This is a genomic window from Vibrio sp. R11-SG3-ISO3-SZ (assembly GCF_059834345.1).
Window position 1 is genome coordinate 1 of the sequence record NZ_JCBDGX010000035.1, and the last position, 16,794, is coordinate 16,794.

Sequence of the window (16,794 nt, forward strand, 5' to 3'; positions counted from 1 at the left end):
CACCCTCAATGATCCTGTTGGCAGTGAGATAGACAGCAAGGTGCTAGAGAACGGCATGTCTCTCTCTCGCCGTCGTGTGCCGCTCGGTGTGGTCGGTGTGATTTATGAAGCGCGCCCTAATGTCACTATCGATATTGCTGCGCTGTGTTTAAAAACCGGCAATGCGAGTATTTTGCGTGGTGGTAAAGAGACGTTTTACTCCAATATGGAGTTGGTGAAGGTCATCCAATCTGCACTGGCCAAAGCTGGGTTGCCTGCGGCGTCGGTTCAGTACATTGAAAATCCAGATCGCGAATGGGTCTCTCAGCTACTCAAACTGGATGAGTACGTGGATATGATCATCCCAAGAGGCGGCGCAGGCTTACACAAAATGTGTAAAGAGAACAGTACGATTCCTGTCATCATCGGTGGATTTGGCATTAGCCACATTTTTGTTGATGAGAGTGCGGATCTAGAAAAATCGCTCGATGTGGTGGAAAACTCCAAAGTACAGCGTCCATCAGCATGTAACTCGCTAGACACCTTATTGGTCCATCAAGCGGTCGCGGAACGTTTTCTGCCTATGATTGTTGAGCGCATAAACGAGAGTGTCGCGTTTGTCGCAGAACCTAAAGCGAAAGCCTTGATGGCGGGCGCACGCGATCTTCGCGACGCGAAAGAGGGCGACTTTGACACCGAATGGTTGAGTTACACCTTAGGCGTGAAAGTGGTGGCGGATGTCAATGAGGCGATCGACCATATGCGCGTTCACAACGCGAGTCACTCCGATGCGATCATGACCAACAGCTTGGAAAATTCAGAGCGTTTCATTAACTCAGTGGGTTCGGCGGCGGTGTATGTCAACGCAGCGACGCGATTTACTGATGGTGCGCAGTTTGGCCTTGGGGCTGAAGTTGCCGTGTCGACCCAGAAATTGCACGCACGCGGTCCTATGGGTCTAGAAGAGCTCACCAGCTACAAATGGGTCGGTAAAGCGAACTACTTGCCGCGCAGTTAACACTTTCACCAGACACCATTTGAAAAAGGGGCAAGTTTGCCCCTTTTGCTTTTCTAACTTCTTGGATTTCCGTTACACTGTTTGCCACTAATATGGAGGTGATATGCATTGTCCTTTTTGTTCTGAGAACGATACTAAAGTGATCGACTCTCGTCTTGTAGCTGACGGCCACCAGGTGCGCCGCCGCAGGCAGTGTTTAGCGTGCAGTGAACGATTCACTACCTTTGAAACCGCGGAATTGGTGATGCCGAAAGTCATCAAGTCCAACGGAAATCGTGAGCCATTCAATGAAGATAAAATGATTGGTGGTTTGCAACGAGCGCTTGAGAAGCGTCCGGTGAGTGCCGATGCCGTCGAGTTGGCCATCAGCATGATCAAGTCTAAGTTGCGTGCGACGGGGGAACGAGAAGTGCCGAGTGAGATGATCGGCAATCTGGTCATGGAGCAGTTGAAAGAGCTCGACAAAGTGGCTTACATTCGTTTCGCGTCTGTGTACCGCAGCTTTGAAGATATTCGTGAGTTTGGTGAAGAGATCGCCAAGCTCGAAGATTAAACGGTTAAGCGTGGTGAAAGGCGAGCATGTTTAGTGCACAAGATTATCAAATGATGGCGCGCGCCATTGAACTCGCACAGCGGGGGAAATACACCACAGCGCCGAATCCTAATGTTGGCTGTGTCATTACCCGAGATGGCGACATTGTCGGGGAAGGTTTCCACTTTCGAGCCGGTGAGCCTCATGCTGAGGTGCATGCGTTGCGTATGGCAGGCGACAAGGCGCAAGGGGCGACCGCGTATGTTACCTTGGAGCCATGCTCCCACTATGGTCGCACGCCGCCTTGCGCGGAAGGTTTGATCAATGCCCAAGTCGCGAAGGTTGTCTGCGCGATGCAAGATCCTAATCCGCAAGTAGCAGGTCGTGGTATTGAAATGCTGCGCGCCGCGGGTATTGAGGTCCAAGTCGGGCTGCTCGAACAAGATGCCGTGGCGTTAAACCCATTCTTCCTAAAGCGCATGCACAGCAAAATGCCTTATGTACAATTGAAACTGGCGGCTAGCCTTGATGGACAAACGGCGCTAAGTAATGGGGAGAGCCAATGGATCACCAGTCCAGAAGCCCGTCAGGATGTGCAGCGCTACCGAGCGCAAAGCAGTGCGATTCTCTCCACTAGCCAAACGGTGATCGCCGATGATGCTTCACTCAATGTCCGTTTTGATGACTTGCCTGCGTCGCTGAAACTTCAATACTCACCCACCGATCTCCGTCAGCCAGTGCGTGTCATTTTGGACCGGCAAGGGCAGCTTCATCCAGAGCTTAAACTCTTTAATACACCGGGCGAGGTGCTGGTGGTGGGGCCAAATGGCGCTCTCAACGCACCGCTCGGGGATGATGGACGTGTGGATCTCTTTGCTACGTTCGCCAGCTTAGCCCAAGATCACAACATCAATCAGCTATGGATTGAAGCGGGCCCAACGCTTGCGCAAAGTGTGCTCAAAGCGGGATTGGTGGATGAGCTGATTCTCTACGTCGCGCCTAAACTGATGGGCAGTGATGGACGAGGCCTGCTCGGTGCTTTAGGGCTTGGTGCCATGAGTGAATGCATCGAGCTCGATATTCAAGATATTCGTATGGTCGGCAAAGACATTCGTGTTGTCGCCAAACTAGCTAACAAAGAATCCTAATATGTTTACAGGTATTGTAGAGGCAGTAGGGATCCTATCTGCCATCACCCCAAAAGGGGAAGACATCAGTGTGACCGTCGAGGTCGGTAAATTGGACATGAGCGATGTCAAACTGGGCGACAGTATTGCGACCAATGGTGTCTGCTTAACGGTGGTGGATTACACCGCGACCAGTTACAGCGCCGATTTATCCCTCGAGACACTGCAAAAAACCGGCTTTGCTGATTATCAAGCGGGTGACAAAGTTAACCTTGAAAAAGCCATGCTGCCGACCACTCGATTCGGCGGTCATATTGTCTCCGGCCATGTGGACGGTGTTGGCGAGATCGTTGAGCGCAACAGTGTCGGTCGCGCGATTGAGTTCTGGGTCTCGATGCCGGAATCCATCGCGAAATACGTGGCAGAGAAAGGCTCCATCACGGTTGATGGAATTAGCTTAACCGTGAATGCGCTGCGTAAAAACGCTTTCAAGCTCACTATCGTGCCGCATACGGGAGAAGAGACCACCATCGCCGACTTCCACGTCGGGCGTAAAGTTAATCTCGAAGTCGACGTCTTGGCCCGTTATATGGAGCGTCTATTAACCGCTTCTACCTCGGCACAGCCAGAATCCACCCTAACACTCGAATTCTTACAACAAAACGGATTTGCGTAGTGACGTCGAACGTCCGCAAAAGCCGCGCCAATAATAAGGAACAGAATCATGCCAATTAGTACGCCTCAAGAAATCATCGACGACATTCGCTCGGGTAAAATGGTCATCCTCATGGATGATGAAGATCGTGAAAATGAGGGCGATTTGATCATGGCGGCGGAGCACGTCACGCCGGAAGCGATCAATTTTATGGCAACCCACGGTCGCGGTTTGATCTGTTTGACCATGACCAAATCACGCTGTGAAAAGCTCGGATTGCCACCCATGGTGCAAGACAATAACGCGCAGTACACCACCAACTTCACGGTGTCGATTGAGGCTGCTGAAGGGGTGACAACGGGCATCTCTGCCGCCGACCGCGCCCGTACAGTGCAAGCTGCAGTGGCAAAAGACGCCAAAGCGGCGGATCTCGTTCAGCCCGGGCACATTTTCCCGCTGGCGGCGCAAGAAGGTGGCGTGTTAACGCGCGCAGGTCACACCGAAGCAGGCTGTGATTTGGCTCGCCTTGCAGGTCTTGAGCCCGCAGGCGTGATTGTTGAAATCCTTAACGATGACGGCACGATGGCGCGTCGCCCTGATCTGGAAGTGTTTGCGCAAAAGCACGACATCAAACTGGGCACCATTGCCGATCTGATTGAGTATCGCAACAACACGGAAACCACCATTGAGCGCGTAGCAGAGTGCCAATTGCCGACGGAGTTTGGTGAGTTCAAATTGGTCACATACCGTGATGTTATTGACAACCAAGTCCATTACGCGCTCTGCAAAGGTGAGATGACACAAACCCCATTGGTGCGTGTCCATTTACAAGATACCTTTACCGACTTGCTGCACAGTAACCGGAACGCAGACCGCAGCTGGAGCCTGGATGCGGCGATGAAGCGCATCGGTGAAGAGGGCGGCGTATTGGTGATTTTGGGCAACGAAGAGTCGACCGATTTACTCATCCACCGCGTGAAGATGTTTGAAGCGCAAGACAAAGGGGAAGCGCCGACGCTGGCCAAGCGTCAAGGCACATCACGTCGCGTGGGCGTTGGGTCGCAAATTCTTGCGGATCTCGGCGTGCATGATATGCGTCTGCTGTCATCGACCAACAAAAAATACCATGCATTGGGTGGTTTTGGTTTGAATGTCGTTGAGTACATCTGCGAATAAGCAAGATTGAGTGGAAGGTGGCATCGTCTGCCACCTCCCCAGTCGGTGCGAATTTCCATTAGATATTGCTCACAAATTTGTGCTAGAATCCGGCGATTCTCACTTGATGAATATAGTTAAAGGAAAGCTTATGAAAGTGATCGAGGGTGGCTTCCCAGCGCCAAATGCAAAAATTGCTATCGTTATTTCTCGTTTCAACAGTTTTATTAACGAAAGTCTATTGTCTGGTGCAATCGATACTTTAAAGCGTCATGGACAAGTTAGCGAAGAGAACATCACCGTTGTGCGTTGCCCTGGTGCAGTTGAACTGCCATTGGTTGCTCAGCGTGTTGCAAAAACCGGTAAATTTGACGCGATCGTATCGCTTGGTACGGTGATTCGTGGTGGTACACCACACTTTGACTATGTTTGTAGTGAATGTAACAAAGGTCTTGCTCAAGTCTCATTGGAATACAGTTTACCAGTGGCGTTTGGCGTATTGACCGTTGATACAATTGACCAAGCAATTGAGCGCGCAGGAACCAAGGCTGGTAATAAAGGTGCAGAGGCTGCACTAAGCGCACTTGAGATGATTAACGTTCTATCAGAAATTGATTCCTAATGGGGGCCAGTGTGAAACCAGCCGCACGTCGTAATGCACGTCGATTTGCTTTACAAGCAATCTACTCTTGGCAAATTACCAAAGAAAATGTTGCCACAATTGAAGAGCAGTTCTTATCGGGCGGTAAGTACGATGAAGAAGAGCACCACGCTCAAGAGCCAGCGCTTTCTGCTCCAGATACAGACGTTGCCTACTTCCGTGACCTGTTATCAGGTGTTGTGCTAAGTCACACAGAGCTAGACAGCAAAATTCGTCCATACACTGCGCGTCCAATGCAAGATTTGGACATGATGGAGCTTGCGTTGCTTCGTCTTGCGATGTATGAAATGACTCGCCGCGAAGATGTTCCTTACAAAGTGGTCATCAACGAAGCGATTGAGTTGGCAAAAGTGTTTGCTGCAGAAGATAGCCACAAATTCGTCAATGGTGTGCTGGATAAAGCCGCACCACACGTACGTAAAAAGTAACTCAGTAGTTTTGAGATAAAAGGTCAGCAAGCGCTGACCTTTTTTATGTGAGAAATTCTCTATGGCGGGTGAATTTAACCTAATTAATCGATATTTTGTTGGTCGACAAGGGCAGCGCAAAGACGTGCTGTTGGCGGCAGGCGATGACTGTGCGCTAGTCCAACCACCAGGCAGTGATCTGGCGATTGCAATCAGCACTGATACCTTAGTCGCGGGAACCCATTTCCTCCTCGACGCCGATCCTCACGCTGTTGCGCACAAAGCGCTGGCGTCCAACATCAGTGATTTAGCGGCGATGGGAGCAACACCTGCTTGGGTGTCGTTGGCGCTCACCCTACCTGAGGCTGATGAGTCTTGGTTGAGCGGATTTTGTGACGCATTCTACCAATTGGCGGACTATTTCGATATTCAACTGATTGGCGGAGACACCACCAAAGGGCCGCTCAGTATGACCTTAACAGTACAGGGATACGTAGACCCAAATAAAGCGCTACGCCGAGATGGGGCTCAAGTAGGGGATTGGATCTACGTCACCGGAGAGCTTGGTGATAGCCAAGCGGGGTTGGATGTGATCCTTGATCCAAGCTTGGCCCAAAAGCCTTTGGCAAGCGAGTTAGTACATCGACATTACTATTCAACGCCGCGTGTCTTGGTCGGACAAGCCTTGTTGGGGCTCGCCAGTGCCGCGGTCGATATCTCTGATGGGTTAATTGCTGATCTTGGGCATATTCTTGAATGCTCAGAGGTTGGAGCAAGCCTTGACGTGAGCACGCTTCCTGTTTCTAATGAACTGGTGACATTTTTGGCCAGCACTGAACGTGCTCAGCAAATGGCGTTGTCGAGCGGCGAAGAGTACGAACTCTGTTTTACCGTCAGCGAGGCCAATCGTGGCTCCATTGAGAGTGCGCTAGCACACTGTAATTGTAAGGTGACCTGCATCGGCCAAATTCGCCCACAGGGTCACTGGGAACTTCACTCAAAAGGACAATCAATGACATGGCCACGACAAGGCTATGATCATTTTAGTGAATCAGTATGACAAATCCCTTAGCACTTATTTCGCTGAAAAACCCGTGGCATCTGCTTGCGACAGGCTTTGGCAGCGGACTTTCTCCTATCGTCCCCGGCACCATGGGCACCTTAGCTGCGGTGCCTTTTTATCTTCTTTTAGTCCAACTACCGTTACCACTCTATATTGTGGCGGTGCTGTTCTCTTGCTGGATTGGCGTCAAAATTTGCCAAGTGACGTCTGATGACATGGGCGTGCATGATCACGGCTCGATCGTCTGGGATGAGTTTGCTGGCTTCTGGATAACCATGCTAGTGGTGCCTCTATTTAGCCTGTCGACGACGGATTGGAAGTGGCTGTTGACCGGATTTGTCTTGTTTCGATTTTTCGATATGGTCAAGCCTTGGCCGATTGGCTGGCTCGATAAGCGTATTCACGGCGGGTTGGGTATAATGATTGATGATATCGTCGCTGGCCTCATGGCTGCGGTATCACTCTATCTCATTGGTCGATATGCAGGCTGGCTATAGCAGGGCTTAGTCATAGAGACAGCAAAATATGGAACGCAATAAAAAAGGACAGCGACTGCGCTGTCCTTTGTCTTTCTAGGTTGAGAGTACGCTTATTTCAGCTTCTCTAAGTCGGCTTCAATCTCGGCAATCTTGCTGGCGACCACTTTTTCTAAGTGACGAAGATCGGACAAGATTTTCTGTTTCACGTCCGTTTCAGCCGCTTTTTCTGGTCGCGTGATTTGGTTTAATTCATCGATAACCAGCGTTAAATTGCGATTAATCTCAGTCACTTCTTTGTATTGGTGACTGCCACTGTCGACGAGTACGTTTTTGACTTGGCGGGGATATTTGAATTTTACGCTTTTCGCAAACAATTCGCCTTTTTGCTTACGAAAATAGATCTTTAACACATCCTTGTGCGCTTCTTGACGAAGTGAATAGCGCTCAATTTGCTTAGGCTCGTGAATACCTAAACCAGTGAGGTTTGGAAACATAAGCTACCTCTTTTGTGTTGTAGTAACCCCTTCCCATCCGGGAAGGGAAACAAAGTGTTCATAGGTTAATGTAGCAGCCTATGATCGTGGTAGATAGTTGTTTTTTAATCAGCTTTGCAACTTGTGGACGAGATCGCTTACGGCGCCAACTCAGCCACGTTCTTGATCAAGGTCTCACGCAGTCGTTGTTCTTCTTCTTCGCTGAGCTTGCCGGTGTGATCACTGGTGATAATGAACAAGTCCTCAGCCCGCTCACCAATGGTGGTGATTTTGGCGGCGTGCAGGTTGAGATTCAATTCGGCAAACGTCGCCCCTACCGTGGCAAGCAGTCCTGGGGTATCGAGGGCCACAAACTCCATCAAGGTGCGCTTTTTACTCTTAGTCGGCAGAAAGTCGACTTGTGTTTTCACCTTGAAGTGCTGCAGGTTACGCGGCACTCGACGGGTTTTGATCTTGGTTGGGCGACCATCTTCGAGTACGTGGACCAAGTGCTTAATCAGTGCCTTGTGGCGCGTCTCATCAATGACCTCACCGTGTTGATCCAACACCATAAAGGTATCTAACACATAGCCATCTTTACTGGTCATGACCTGCGCATCGTGAACGTTGAGATTGCGCCTATCCAACTCGGCCACCACTGTCGCAAACAGAGCATGTTGGTCTTTACTGTAGACAAACACTTCCGTTCCGCCTCGGGTTGCTTTCTTAGAGATTAAGATCAATGGCTTAGCCGGATCGTCATGGCGCAGTAGATGTGCGCAGTGCCACGCAATTTGTTTGTGGGTGTGTCTTAAGAAGTAGTCGGCTTTAAAGCGTTGCCACAGTACTTCGATCTCTCTGGCACTGAATCCCTCTTTGCGCAGCAGGGCAGAAGCTAACTGCTGGTTGTGACGGATACGCTCACGCACATCGACAGGGTTCTCTAAACCGCGGCGTAAGGCACGTTGCGTCGAGTAAAAAAGCTCAGCGAGCAGTGTGCGTTTCCAGCTGTTCCAAAGTTCAGGGTTGGTGGCGCAGATATCAGCGACGGTTAGACAGACGAGGTACTCCAGATACTCTTCATCTCGCACTTGCTTGGCAAACTCAGTGATCACCTCAGGATCGTAAATATCTCGACGCTGAGCGGTGACAGACATCAAGAGGTGATGACGAACCAACCAAGAAACCAGTTTGGCTTCAGGTTTCGACAAACCATGCTCAATACAGAAATCATAGGCTTCCGCTTCGCCAATCACCGAGTGATCGCCGCCACGTCCCTTACCGATATCATGGAAAATCGCCGCAAGGATCAACAGCTCTTTCTTTTGAATTCGTGGGTATATTTCACAGCAGATCGGATGCTTGTCGTGATTTTGCGCAAAGCTAAAGGTGTGAATGTGTTTCAGCAAGCGCATGCTGTGCTCATCGACGGTGTAGACGTGGAATAAGTCGAACTGCATCTGACCGACAATTTGACTCCATTGCGGTAAATAGGCGGCTAGCACTCCGAGTTTGTGCATCAGTGTAAAGGCGCGAGTGAGGGCGTTAGGGTGTCGGCACAGATCCATAAACTTTTCACGCGCCGCTGGGATAGTGTGAAGAAACTTGTTCAAACGGCGCCGAGCGGTGCGAAGTTGGCGCATGGTTGAGGGTGCGACGCCATCAATGGTGGAGTCGTTAGCGATATGTAAAAACATATCCAGAATGGTTTCAGGACGCGCTTGGAACAATGCAGGTTTACGCGCTTCTATCAGATGTCCTCGGCGCTGAAAGTCCTCACTGAGAATGATAGGCTCGGCCTCAATCCCATTGTCCAGAATTGCTTGGTCGAACAACTTAAGTAGCATTTTGTTGAGTTCAGCCACACGGCGCAGCGTGCGGTAGAACTCTTTCATCATTTTCTCCACACCTCGATTACCCTCACCTTGAAAACCGAGCAGCTCGGCTACTTGGGCTTGGTGGGCAAAGGTGAGGCGGTTGTCGTAGCGCTTTAACTGTAGATGCAGGGCAAAACGTACGCGCCAAAGGAAATCTTGGCATTCGACCAACTCACGATATTCCGCGTCAGTGAGAAAGCCATATTTACTCATCTCTAACAAAGAAGTGGCCCCGAAATGGCGCCTTGCGACCCAGCTTAAGGTGTGAATATCCCTCAGTCCGCCTGGCGTTGACTTAATATCGGGCTCCAGATTGTAGGTGGTGTCGTGATAGCGCGCATGGCGCTCACGTTGCTCTTGTACTTTCGCTTGATAGAAGATTTCGCTTGGCCAGAAGCTCTCTGAATGGATTTCCATCTTTAGCTTGTGGAAGGTCTCTTCACAGCCACACAACAGGCGTGCTTCTTGCAAATTGGTCGCAACGGTTAGGTCTTCACGGCCGATTTGCGCGCATTGCTCAACCGTACGCACGGCGTGACCGATCTCCAGGCGCAAATCCCATAGCAGGGTAATAAACTCGCTGACTTTGGCGGCCAGCGCTTCCGGTAAGGTATGGCGAGAGACAATCAGGATATCAATATCCGAGAGCGGGTGTAGCTCACCGCGGCCATAACCGCCTACCGCAACTAAGCTGATGTTGGGTAAGTTGGCGAAATCGAAATGTTGCCACAGTCGATTTAATAGTAAATCAATGTAGTCAGAGCGACCTAGGACAAGGTCAGTCACTGGGTGATGGTTGAGAAATTCATTCTTTTGATGTTCAGCAAACTGTTCCAGTTGCTGTTTAAGCTCGGCGACTGAGAGTTGCGACTCGTCGAGCGCTAAAGGGGTTTGAAAGGGCATACAGCGAATCCATGCAGCAAAAAATCCTAATTAGGAATCTAGCAAAGTTAGTCAGATAAAAAAATATCCCCGTAAGCGGGGATATTCCATTCAATCGTTAATCGTTGTTCATCAGGCGTGGGATGGTGTCATCGCTTCTTAGTGTCAGCACTTCACAGCCGTTGTTCGTTACGACTATGGTGTGCTCATACTGAGCGGATTTTTTGCCATCGCCAGTGTAGACCGTCCAGTCATCTTCGGCATCGACGCTGACACCAAATTTACCGGCGTTAATCATAGGCTCGATGGTAAAGCACATGCCTTCTTTCAACACACGTCGGTCATTGTTCTTGTAGTGAACAATTTGTGGCTCTTCATGGAACTCGTTGCCGATACCATGACCACAGAAGTCTTTGACAATAGAGAACTTATTACGTGGGTTTTTCTTGTTGTTCTCTTTGATGTATTTCTCGATGGCACTGCCAATATCGCCAACCGTAGCACCCGGTTTGACTTTACGCATCCCGACGTACAGGGCTTCTTGTGTCACCATACACAAGCGCTTGTCGGCAGGGGAGACCTCACCCACTAAGAACATCTTCGAAGTATCGCCATGGTAGCCTGCTGGGCGCACGGAAAGATCGGCGTTTTCATCATCAGGAACAATCACTGTGATGTCGATGTTGATGATGTCGCCATCTTTTAACACCGCCGGTTTCATCTGACCGTTGCTACCAATTTCATCTTGGTTGGCAGGAATGCCGTGGCAAACAATGTGGTTGATCGAAGTACAGATAGATTTCGGGAACCCATGATAATCGAGTGGCGCAGAGTACGCACCTTTGCTGGTGGCGTAGTCGTGACAAATCTGGTTGAGCTCATCGGTCGTCACGCCGACTTGGACGTGTGGCTCGATCATCTCTAGGATTTCAGCGGCCAATGCGCCAGCTATGCGCATGCGTTCAATTTCTTGTGCGGTTTTGATCTTAATTGACATCGGCTTTCTCTATCTAACACTGTCAGCACGCTCTGGTGCGAATGGCCGCATTCTAACAGGAAGAGGGGCGAAAGTGTAATCTCGATAAATCCTTAAAATGACTAGGGTTGCTGTAACGGTCGGTGATTTCGCGGGGGTTGGACGCGGTGAAAGTGGTTTTTTTTTCTAGCCAAACAACGCAAAAATATGATATAAAGCGCGCCGGAATTGCGGTCTGTTCTCTTCACCTTGATGCGTTGAGGTGGCGAAGCGGGCAACATCCAAACACATTTATCTTTAAATCACACACATTCCGACACATATTCCGGGGTGCTGGGCAGAAGCCTAGTCGGAGTTATGGGGAATGTGGAGGCCTAACCCCATAGAGGATTTTAAAATGGCAACTGTATCAATGCGCGATATGCTGAAAGCTGGTGTTCACTTCGGTCACCAAACTCGTTACTGGAACCCAAAAATGAAGCCATTCATCTTTGGTGCTCGTAACCGCGTTCACATCATCAACCTAGAAAAAACTGTACCAATGTTCAACGAAGCGCTTGCTGAGCTAGCAAAAGTTGGCGAGAAAAAAGGTAAAGTTCTTTTCGTAGGTACTAAGCGCGCTGCATCTGAAGCTGTTAAAGAAGCGGCTATTGCTAGCAACCAGTACTTCGTTAACAACCGCTGGTTGGGCGGTATGCTAACTAACTACAAAACTGTTCGTCAGTCTATCAAGCGTCTAAAAGACCTAGAAGCTCAGTCTCAAGACGGTACTTTTGACAAGCTAACTAAGAAAGAAGCTCTAATGCGTACTCGCGAAATGGAGAAGCTAGAGAAATCTCTTGGTGGTATCAAAGATATGGGCGGCCTACCTGACGCTCTATTCGTTATCGACGCTGATCACGAGCACATCGCAGTTAAAGAAGCAAACAACCTAGGTATCCCAGTTTACGCTGTTGTTGATACTAACTCTAACCCAGACGGCGTTGACTTCGTTATCCCAGGTAACGATGACGCAATCCGTGCAGTACAGCTATACCTAAACGCTGCTGCTCAAGCGGTTACAGAAGGTCGTAACAAAGACGTAGCTGCAGCTGCTGAAAAAGACGGTTTCGTAGAAGCTGAATAATAGCGGCTCCGTGTCACACTTGGTTTATGTGCAATCTTGTTGTCGCATAAACTGAGTTATAGTTATCAATAGGGGCCGAACGTGTGTAGGCCCCTGTTTTTTACCCAATCCAGAATCAACTGAGGAATAGAGAATGGCTGTTACTGCTGCTCTAGTTAAAGAACTGCGCGAACGTACTGGCGCAGGTATGATGGAATGTAAGAAAGCGCTTGTTGAAGCAAACGCTGACATCGAACTAGCAATCGAGAACATGCGTAAATCAGGCGCTGCGAAAGCTGCTAAGAAAGCAGGTAACGTAGCAGCTGAAGGCGCAATCATCATCAAAGAAGAAGGCGGTGTTGCTGTTCTTCTTGAAGTTAACTGCCAAACTGACTTCGTTGCTAAAGATGGCAACTTCACTGCATTCGCAGAGAAAGTAGCAGCAGACGCGCTAGCGTCTAAAGCATCTGCTGAAGAGCTTGTTGCTAAATTCGAAGAAGAGCGTGTTGCTCTAGTTGCTAAGATCGGTGAAAACATCAACATCCGTCGCGTTCAGTACGTTGAAGGTGCTGCAATCGCTTCTTACCGTCACGGTGAGAAAATCGGTGTTGTGGTAGCGGGTGAAGGCGATGCTGAAACTCTTAAGCACGTTGCAATGCACGTTGCTGCGTCTAAGCCAGAGTACGTTAACCCAGAAGACGTACCAGCTGACGTAGTGGCTAAAGAGAAAGAAGTTCAAGTTGAAATCGCTATGAACGAAGGCAAGCCACAAGAGATCGCTGAGAAGATGGTTATCGGCCGCATGAAGAAATTCACTGGCGAAATCTCTCTAACAGGTCAAGCGTTCATCATGGAGCCTAAGAAATCTGTAGGCGAAATGCTGAAAGAGAAAGGCGCTTCTGTTGCTACGTTCGTTCGCCTAGAAGTTGGCGAAGGTATTGAGAAAGGCGCAGAAATGAGCTTTGCTGAAGAAGTAGCAGCAGCTCAAAAAGGTTAATCCTGAGTGTAGCGCTTACTATTTAGACCGTAGCCAAGGCTGCGGTCTTTTTATGACTAGCGTGCAAACGATTAGCCGTGATGAATAGGGGTGATAGTGACTCGGTGCGAGTTCCTAGGTGCTTAGTGCCTAGTGCCTAGTGCCTAGTGCCTAGTTCCTAGAGTCTAGAGTGGATTTCTTCTCTAGGAACTAGGGTCTATGAACTTAATTTTCTCCCCTATCCATGACTGTTAATCAACCACTCTCTTTATTGGAAGGTAGACTCCATGACGACAAACCCTAAACCAGCATATCAACGTATTCTGTTAAAACTGAGCGGTGAAGCTCTACAAGGCGAAGAAGGTTTTGGTATCGACCCTACGATCCTTGATCGTATGGCTCAAGAGGTAAAAGAGCTCGTTGAACTGGGCGTTCAAGTGGGTGTTGTTATCGGCGGTGGTAACTTGTTCCGTGGTGCCGGTCTTGCTGAGGCAGGTATGAACCGAGTTGTCGGTGACCACATGGGCATGCTAGCAACAGTGATGAACGGTCTTGCGATGCGTGATGCGCTGCATCGTGCGTATGTGAACGCGCGTGTGATGTCCGCTATCCCTCTAAAAGGTGTGTGTGATGATTACAACTGGGCCGATGCTATCAGCCAGCTGCGCCAAGGTCGCGTTGTGATCTTCTCTGCCGGTACAGGTAACCCATTCTTCACAACAGATTCAGCGGCGTGTCTGCGCGGTATTGAGATTGAAGCTGACGTGGTTCTCAAAGCGACAAAAGTGGACGGGGTATTTACTGCAGACCCAGTAGCCAACCCAGACGCGGAGCTGTATGATAAGCTATCTTACGCTGAAGTTCTTGATAAAGAACTGAAAGTAATGGATTTAGCCGCATTTACTCTGGCTCGTGACCACAAAATGCCAATTCGTGTGTTCAACATGAACAAACCTGGTGCACTGCGCCGCGTGGTTATGGGTGAAGCTGAAGGCACACTGATTAGCTCTGCAAACTAATTGAATTCAACCGTAGCGAGCATTGTGTTGGCTACGGTATTGCCTTTCGAAGGTCGTCATCCCATTAGTGGGGAGACTTCGATAAGAATGACACATCAAGGTGATATTGTGATTAACGAAATCAAAAAAGACGCTCAAGAGCGCATGGAAAAAAGCGTTGAAGCGCTAAAAAACAACCTATCTAAAGTACGTACTGGTCGTGCTCACCCAAGCCTTCTTTCTGGTATTTCAGTTGAGTACTACGGCGCACCAACACCGTTAAACCAAGTCGCGAACGTTGTTGCGGAAGATGCGCGTACACTGGCGATCACGGTATTCGACAAAGAGCTGACTCAGAAAGTAGAAAAAGCGATCATGATGTCTGATTTGGGGCTAAACCCAATGTCTGCGGGCACTATCATCCGTGTTCCTCTGCCACCACTGACAGAAGAGCGTCGTAAAGACCTCGTTAAGATCGTTCGCGGTGAAGCAGAAGGTGCTCGCGTAGCGATTCGTAACATTCGTCGTGATGCCAATGGTGACCTTAAAGCGCTATTGAAAGACAAAGAGATCTCGGAAGACGAAGATCGCAAAGCACAAGATGAAATTCAGAAACTGACTGACGCAGCGGTTAAGAAAGTTGACGAAGTGCTAGCAGCAAAAGAAAAAGAGTTGATGGAAGTTTAATAGTCATTAAACTGCCCATGAGTAAAAACGCTGGGCGAACAGCACAGCGTTTTTTTATTGCATCTCTTCGACCCTGCTGGAAACCCAATCCCTCTTATGCAAAACATTCAACTCTCACCTGACGTACTCCCTAAACACATCGCAATCATCATGGACGGCAATGGCCGTTGGGCGAAAGCACAAGGTAAACCGCGTGTCTTTGGCCATAAAAATGGAGTGGCAGCGGTACGTAAGGCGATTTCGACTTCCGCTAAACTCGGCATCAAGGCCATCACCTTGTTTGCTTTCAGTAGCGAGAATTGGCGCAGACCAGAAGAAGAAGTCGGCGTGTTGATGGAGTTGTTTATTTCTGTGCTGTCATCAGAAGTAAAGAAACTGCATAAGAATAACCTCAAGCTTCGGATCATTGGTGACAAGTCTCGTTTTAATGAACGCTTGCAAGAGAAAATTGCCGCTGCAGAAGCCTTAACGGCGAACAATAGCGGAATGGTGATCAATATTGCGGCGAATTACGGCGGCAAATGGGACATTGTGGAAGCGACCAAAGCGATTGCCAGCAAAGTGGCTCGCGGTGAACTTGCACCAGAAGAGATTACTGAATCATTAATGACCGATCATTTGTCGATGAACGACATTCCTGAAGTCGATTTGATGATTCGAACCAGTGGAGAGTGTAGAATTAGCAACTTCATGCTATGGCAGATGGCGTATGCAGAGCTCTACTTTACGCCGATCTACTGGCCAGAATTTGACGAGAATAGTCTTGTCGAAGCAGTGACTTGGTTTGTTAATCGCGAACGACGGTTCGGGTGTACAGGTGAACAAATCAAGGCATTGATGAAAAGCGAATAAAGGATTTAAGTTTGAAGCAAAGAATAATAACGGCACTTATCCTTGCTCCGTTAGTCATTTTAGGCATCTTTCAACTGTCTTTACCTACGTTTATGGCGGCGCTGGCCGTGGTCACTATGATAGGTTTTTGGGAGTGGACTCAATTTGTCGAGGCCAAATCCCGCTACTTAGCACTTGTCCCTTCAGCGATACTGTTTGCGGTCAGTGCGTTCTTTGTCCCATTTGATGCGTACAGCTTAAATGAGATTTCCTTATCCCACCTTACTTTACTAGGCTTGGGTTGCGCTTGGTGGCTCTTTGCCAGCGTGCTAGCGATTACCTATCCCAAATCCGCCACACTGTGGCAGGGGTCAACGCTGCTCAGACACCTTTTCGGAATCTTAACGCTATTGCCCTTTTTCTGGAGCGTGGTGATGCTGCGTGCGCAGGACCTCTATAGCGATCCTTTCCACGGCGCGCGTTTGGTTCTATTTGTCTGTTTGATTGTTTGGGCGGCGGACAGCGGTGCCTACTTTGTCGGTAAAAGCATCGGTAAACATAAAATGGCACCTAAAGTGAGCCCCAATAAAACCATTGAAGGATTAGTGGGCGGAATGGTGACCGCCAGTTTAGTTGCTTGGGGCTTTTCACATTGGTTTGAGATTCCGTTTACCAACGCATTTGTGATGGTCGGGATTACCTTAGCGACGGTGATTATCTCAGTATTGGGCGATCTGGTAGAGAGCATGTTTAAGCGCGTCTCTGGCATTAAAGACAGCAGTAACATCATTCCTGGTCATGGCGGTGTATTGGATCGCATTGACAGTTTGACGGCTGCCTTTCCCGTGTTTGCGCTGCTCTACTTCATTTTCTAATTCTAAGGCAAGCCGGCGCTTGCCTTTACCTTCTTGGT

The 16,794-nt window shown here is 49.2% G+C and carries 18 protein-coding genes; 15 read left to right on the forward strand and 3 right to left on the reverse strand.

Features of this window, described 5'->3' with window-relative positions:
• The 9 genes from AC6R1O_RS04800 to pgpA all read left to right on the forward strand — a co-directional run.
• Window positions 1–997 (forward strand): glutamate-5-semialdehyde dehydrogenase (locus AC6R1O_RS04800; RefSeq protein ID WP_500656567.1); only part of this gene is annotated, 997 nt, incomplete at its 5' end.
• Window positions 998–1,100: 103 nt separating this feature from the next.
• Window positions 1,101–1,550: a transcriptional regulator NrdR gene (gene nrdR / locus AC6R1O_RS04805; protein ID WP_334554434.1), complete on the forward strand. Its 450-nt coding sequence runs from the start codon at window positions 1,101–1,103 to the stop codon at window positions 1,548–1,550.
• A gap of 26 nt (window positions 1,551–1,576) precedes the next feature.
• A complete protein-coding gene (gene ribD / locus AC6R1O_RS04810; protein ID WP_500633925.1) occupies window positions 1,577–2,677 on the forward strand; it encodes a bifunctional diaminohydroxyphosphoribosylaminopyrimidine deaminase/5-amino-6-(5-phosphoribosylamino)uracil reductase RibD in 1,101 nt (366 codons plus the stop codon).
• A gap of 1 nt (window position 2,678) precedes the next feature.
• A complete protein-coding gene (locus AC6R1O_RS04815) occupies window positions 2,679–3,332 on the forward strand; it encodes a riboflavin synthase (RefSeq protein WP_500626545.1) in 654 nt (217 codons plus the stop codon).
• Window positions 3,333–3,380: 48 nt separating this feature from the next.
• Complete coding sequence (gene ribBA, locus AC6R1O_RS04820) at window positions 3,381–4,487, forward strand: bifunctional 3,4-dihydroxy-2-butanone-4-phosphate synthase/GTP cyclohydrolase II (RefSeq protein WP_500633924.1); 1,107 nt, start codon at window positions 3,381–3,383, stop codon at window positions 4,485–4,487.
• A 130-nt stretch (window positions 4,488–4,617) separates the two neighbouring features.
• Window positions 4,618–5,088 carry a 6,7-dimethyl-8-ribityllumazine synthase gene (ribH, locus tag AC6R1O_RS04825; RefSeq protein WP_053408902.1) on the forward strand — a complete coding sequence of 157 codons (471 nt, stop codon included), beginning with the start codon at window positions 4,618–4,620 and terminating at the stop codon, window positions 5,086–5,088.
• Entirely contained in the window at window positions 5,088–5,555 is a 468-nt protein-coding gene (gene nusB / locus AC6R1O_RS04830; protein WP_334554444.1) for a transcription antitermination factor NusB, read from the forward strand. Before ribH ends, nusB begins: the two co-directional genes overlap by 1 nt.
• A gap of 61 nt (window positions 5,556–5,616) precedes the next feature.
• On the forward strand, window positions 5,617–6,594 hold the full coding sequence (gene thiL / locus AC6R1O_RS04835) for a thiamine-phosphate kinase (RefSeq protein ID WP_500656568.1): 978 nt from the start codon (window positions 5,617–5,619) through the stop codon (window positions 6,592–6,594).
• Window positions 6,591–7,094: a phosphatidylglycerophosphatase A gene (pgpA, locus tag AC6R1O_RS04840; protein WP_500656569.1), complete on the forward strand. Its 504-nt coding sequence runs from the start codon at window positions 6,591–6,593 to the stop codon at window positions 7,092–7,094. The genes thiL and pgpA overlap by 4 nt, the downstream gene beginning before the upstream one ends.
• 92 nt (window positions 7,095–7,186) lie before the next feature.
• On the opposite strand, the gene AC6R1O_RS04845 is transcribed toward pgpA, so the two are convergent.
• From AC6R1O_RS04845 to map, 3 genes are all read right to left on the reverse strand, one after another.
• Window positions 7,187–7,570 (reverse strand): DUF3461 family protein, encoded by a 384-nt coding sequence (locus AC6R1O_RS04845; protein ID WP_334554450.1) that lies wholly within the window; start codon window positions 7,568–7,570, stop codon window positions 7,187–7,189.
• Window positions 7,571–7,707: 137 nt separating this feature from the next.
• Window positions 7,708–10,329, reverse strand: coding sequence for a bifunctional uridylyltransferase/uridylyl-removing protein GlnD (gene glnD / locus AC6R1O_RS04850; RefSeq protein WP_500656570.1), 2,622 nt, complete (start codon window positions 10,327–10,329; stop codon window positions 7,708–7,710).
• Window positions 10,330–10,426: 97 nt separating this feature from the next.
• Window positions 10,427–11,305: a type I methionyl aminopeptidase gene (gene map / locus AC6R1O_RS04855; protein ID WP_500631732.1), complete on the reverse strand. Its 879-nt coding sequence runs from the start codon at window positions 11,303–11,305 to the stop codon at window positions 10,427–10,429.
• A gap of 376 nt (window positions 11,306–11,681) precedes the next feature.
• On the opposite strand from map, the gene rpsB reads away from it, so the two are divergent.
• The 6 genes from rpsB (at window position 11,682) to AC6R1O_RS04885 (ending at window position 16,756) form a co-directional block, all read left to right on the forward strand.
• Window positions 11,682–12,410, forward strand: a complete 729-nt coding sequence (gene rpsB / locus AC6R1O_RS04860) for a 30S ribosomal protein S2 (RefSeq protein WP_334554457.1) — start codon at window positions 11,682–11,684, stop codon at window positions 12,408–12,410.
• A gap of 133 nt (window positions 12,411–12,543) precedes the next feature.
• On the forward strand, window positions 12,544–13,386 hold the full coding sequence (gene tsf, locus AC6R1O_RS04865) for a translation elongation factor Ts (protein WP_334554459.1): 843 nt from the start codon (window positions 12,544–12,546) through the stop codon (window positions 13,384–13,386).
• Window positions 13,387–13,652: 266 nt separating this feature from the next.
• On the forward strand, window positions 13,653–14,384 hold the full coding sequence (gene pyrH / locus AC6R1O_RS04870) for a UMP kinase (protein ID WP_334554461.1): 732 nt from the start codon (window positions 13,653–13,655) through the stop codon (window positions 14,382–14,384).
• Window positions 14,385–14,492: 108 nt separating this feature from the next.
• The gene (frr, locus tag AC6R1O_RS04875; protein WP_334554544.1) at window positions 14,493–15,050 is read left to right on the forward strand and encodes a ribosome recycling factor; all 558 of its coding nucleotides are present in this window, start codon (window positions 14,493–14,495) and stop codon (window positions 15,048–15,050) included.
• A 96-nt stretch (window positions 15,051–15,146) separates the two neighbouring features.
• The gene (gene uppS / locus AC6R1O_RS04880; protein ID WP_334554463.1) at window positions 15,147–15,902 is read left to right on the forward strand and encodes a polyprenyl diphosphate synthase; all 756 of its coding nucleotides are present in this window, start codon (window positions 15,147–15,149) and stop codon (window positions 15,900–15,902) included.
• Window positions 15,903–15,913: 11 nt separating this feature from the next.
• Window positions 15,914–16,756 carry a phosphatidate cytidylyltransferase gene (locus tag AC6R1O_RS04885; RefSeq protein ID WP_500633921.1) on the forward strand — a complete coding sequence of 281 codons (843 nt, stop codon included), beginning with the start codon at window positions 15,914–15,916 and terminating at the stop codon, window positions 16,754–16,756.
• Window positions 16,757–16,794 lie beyond the last annotated feature (38 nt).

Bases quoted from the DNA above. Each gene is read 5' to 3' on its own strand.
- nrdR (WP_334554434.1), top strand. From the start codon at position 1,101: ATGCATTGTCCTTTTTGTTCTGAGAACGATACTAAAGTGATCGACTCT.
- ribD (WP_500633925.1), top strand. From the start codon at position 1,577: ATGTTTAGTGCACAAGATTATCAAATGATGGCGCGCGCCATTGAACTC.
- AC6R1O_RS04815 (WP_500626545.1), top strand. From the start codon at position 2,679: ATGTTTACAGGTATTGTAGAGGCAGTAGGGATCCTATCTGCCATCACC.
- ribBA (WP_500633924.1), top strand. From the start codon at position 3,381: ATGCCAATTAGTACGCCTCAAGAAATCATCGACGACATTCGCTCGGGT.
- ribH (WP_053408902.1), top strand. From the start codon at position 4,618: ATGAAAGTGATCGAGGGTGGCTTCCCAGCGCCAAATGCAAAAATTGCT.
- nusB (WP_334554444.1), top strand. From the start codon at position 5,088: ATGGGGGCCAGTGTGAAACCAGCCGCACGTCGTAATGCACGTCGATTT.
- thiL (WP_500656568.1), top strand. From the start codon at position 5,617: ATGGCGGGTGAATTTAACCTAATTAATCGATATTTTGTTGGTCGACAA.
- pgpA (WP_500656569.1), top strand. From the start codon at position 6,591: ATGACAAATCCCTTAGCACTTATTTCGCTGAAAAACCCGTGGCATCTG.
- AC6R1O_RS04845 (WP_334554450.1), bottom strand. From the start codon at position 7,570: ATGTTTCCAAACCTCACTGGTTTAGGTATTCACGAGCCTAAGCAAATT.
- glnD (WP_500656570.1), bottom strand. From the start codon at position 10,329: ATGCCCTTTCAAACCCCTTTAGCGCTCGACGAGTCGCAACTCTCAGTC.
- map (WP_500631732.1), bottom strand. From the start codon at position 11,305: ATGTCAATTAAGATCAAAACCGCACAAGAAATTGAACGCATGCGCATA.
- rpsB (WP_334554457.1), top strand. From the start codon at position 11,682: ATGGCAACTGTATCAATGCGCGATATGCTGAAAGCTGGTGTTCACTTC.
- tsf (WP_334554459.1), top strand. From the start codon at position 12,544: ATGGCTGTTACTGCTGCTCTAGTTAAAGAACTGCGCGAACGTACTGGC.
- pyrH (WP_334554461.1), top strand. From the start codon at position 13,653: ATGACGACAAACCCTAAACCAGCATATCAACGTATTCTGTTAAAACTG.
- uppS (WP_334554463.1), top strand. From the start codon at position 15,147: ATGCAAAACATTCAACTCTCACCTGACGTACTCCCTAAACACATCGCA.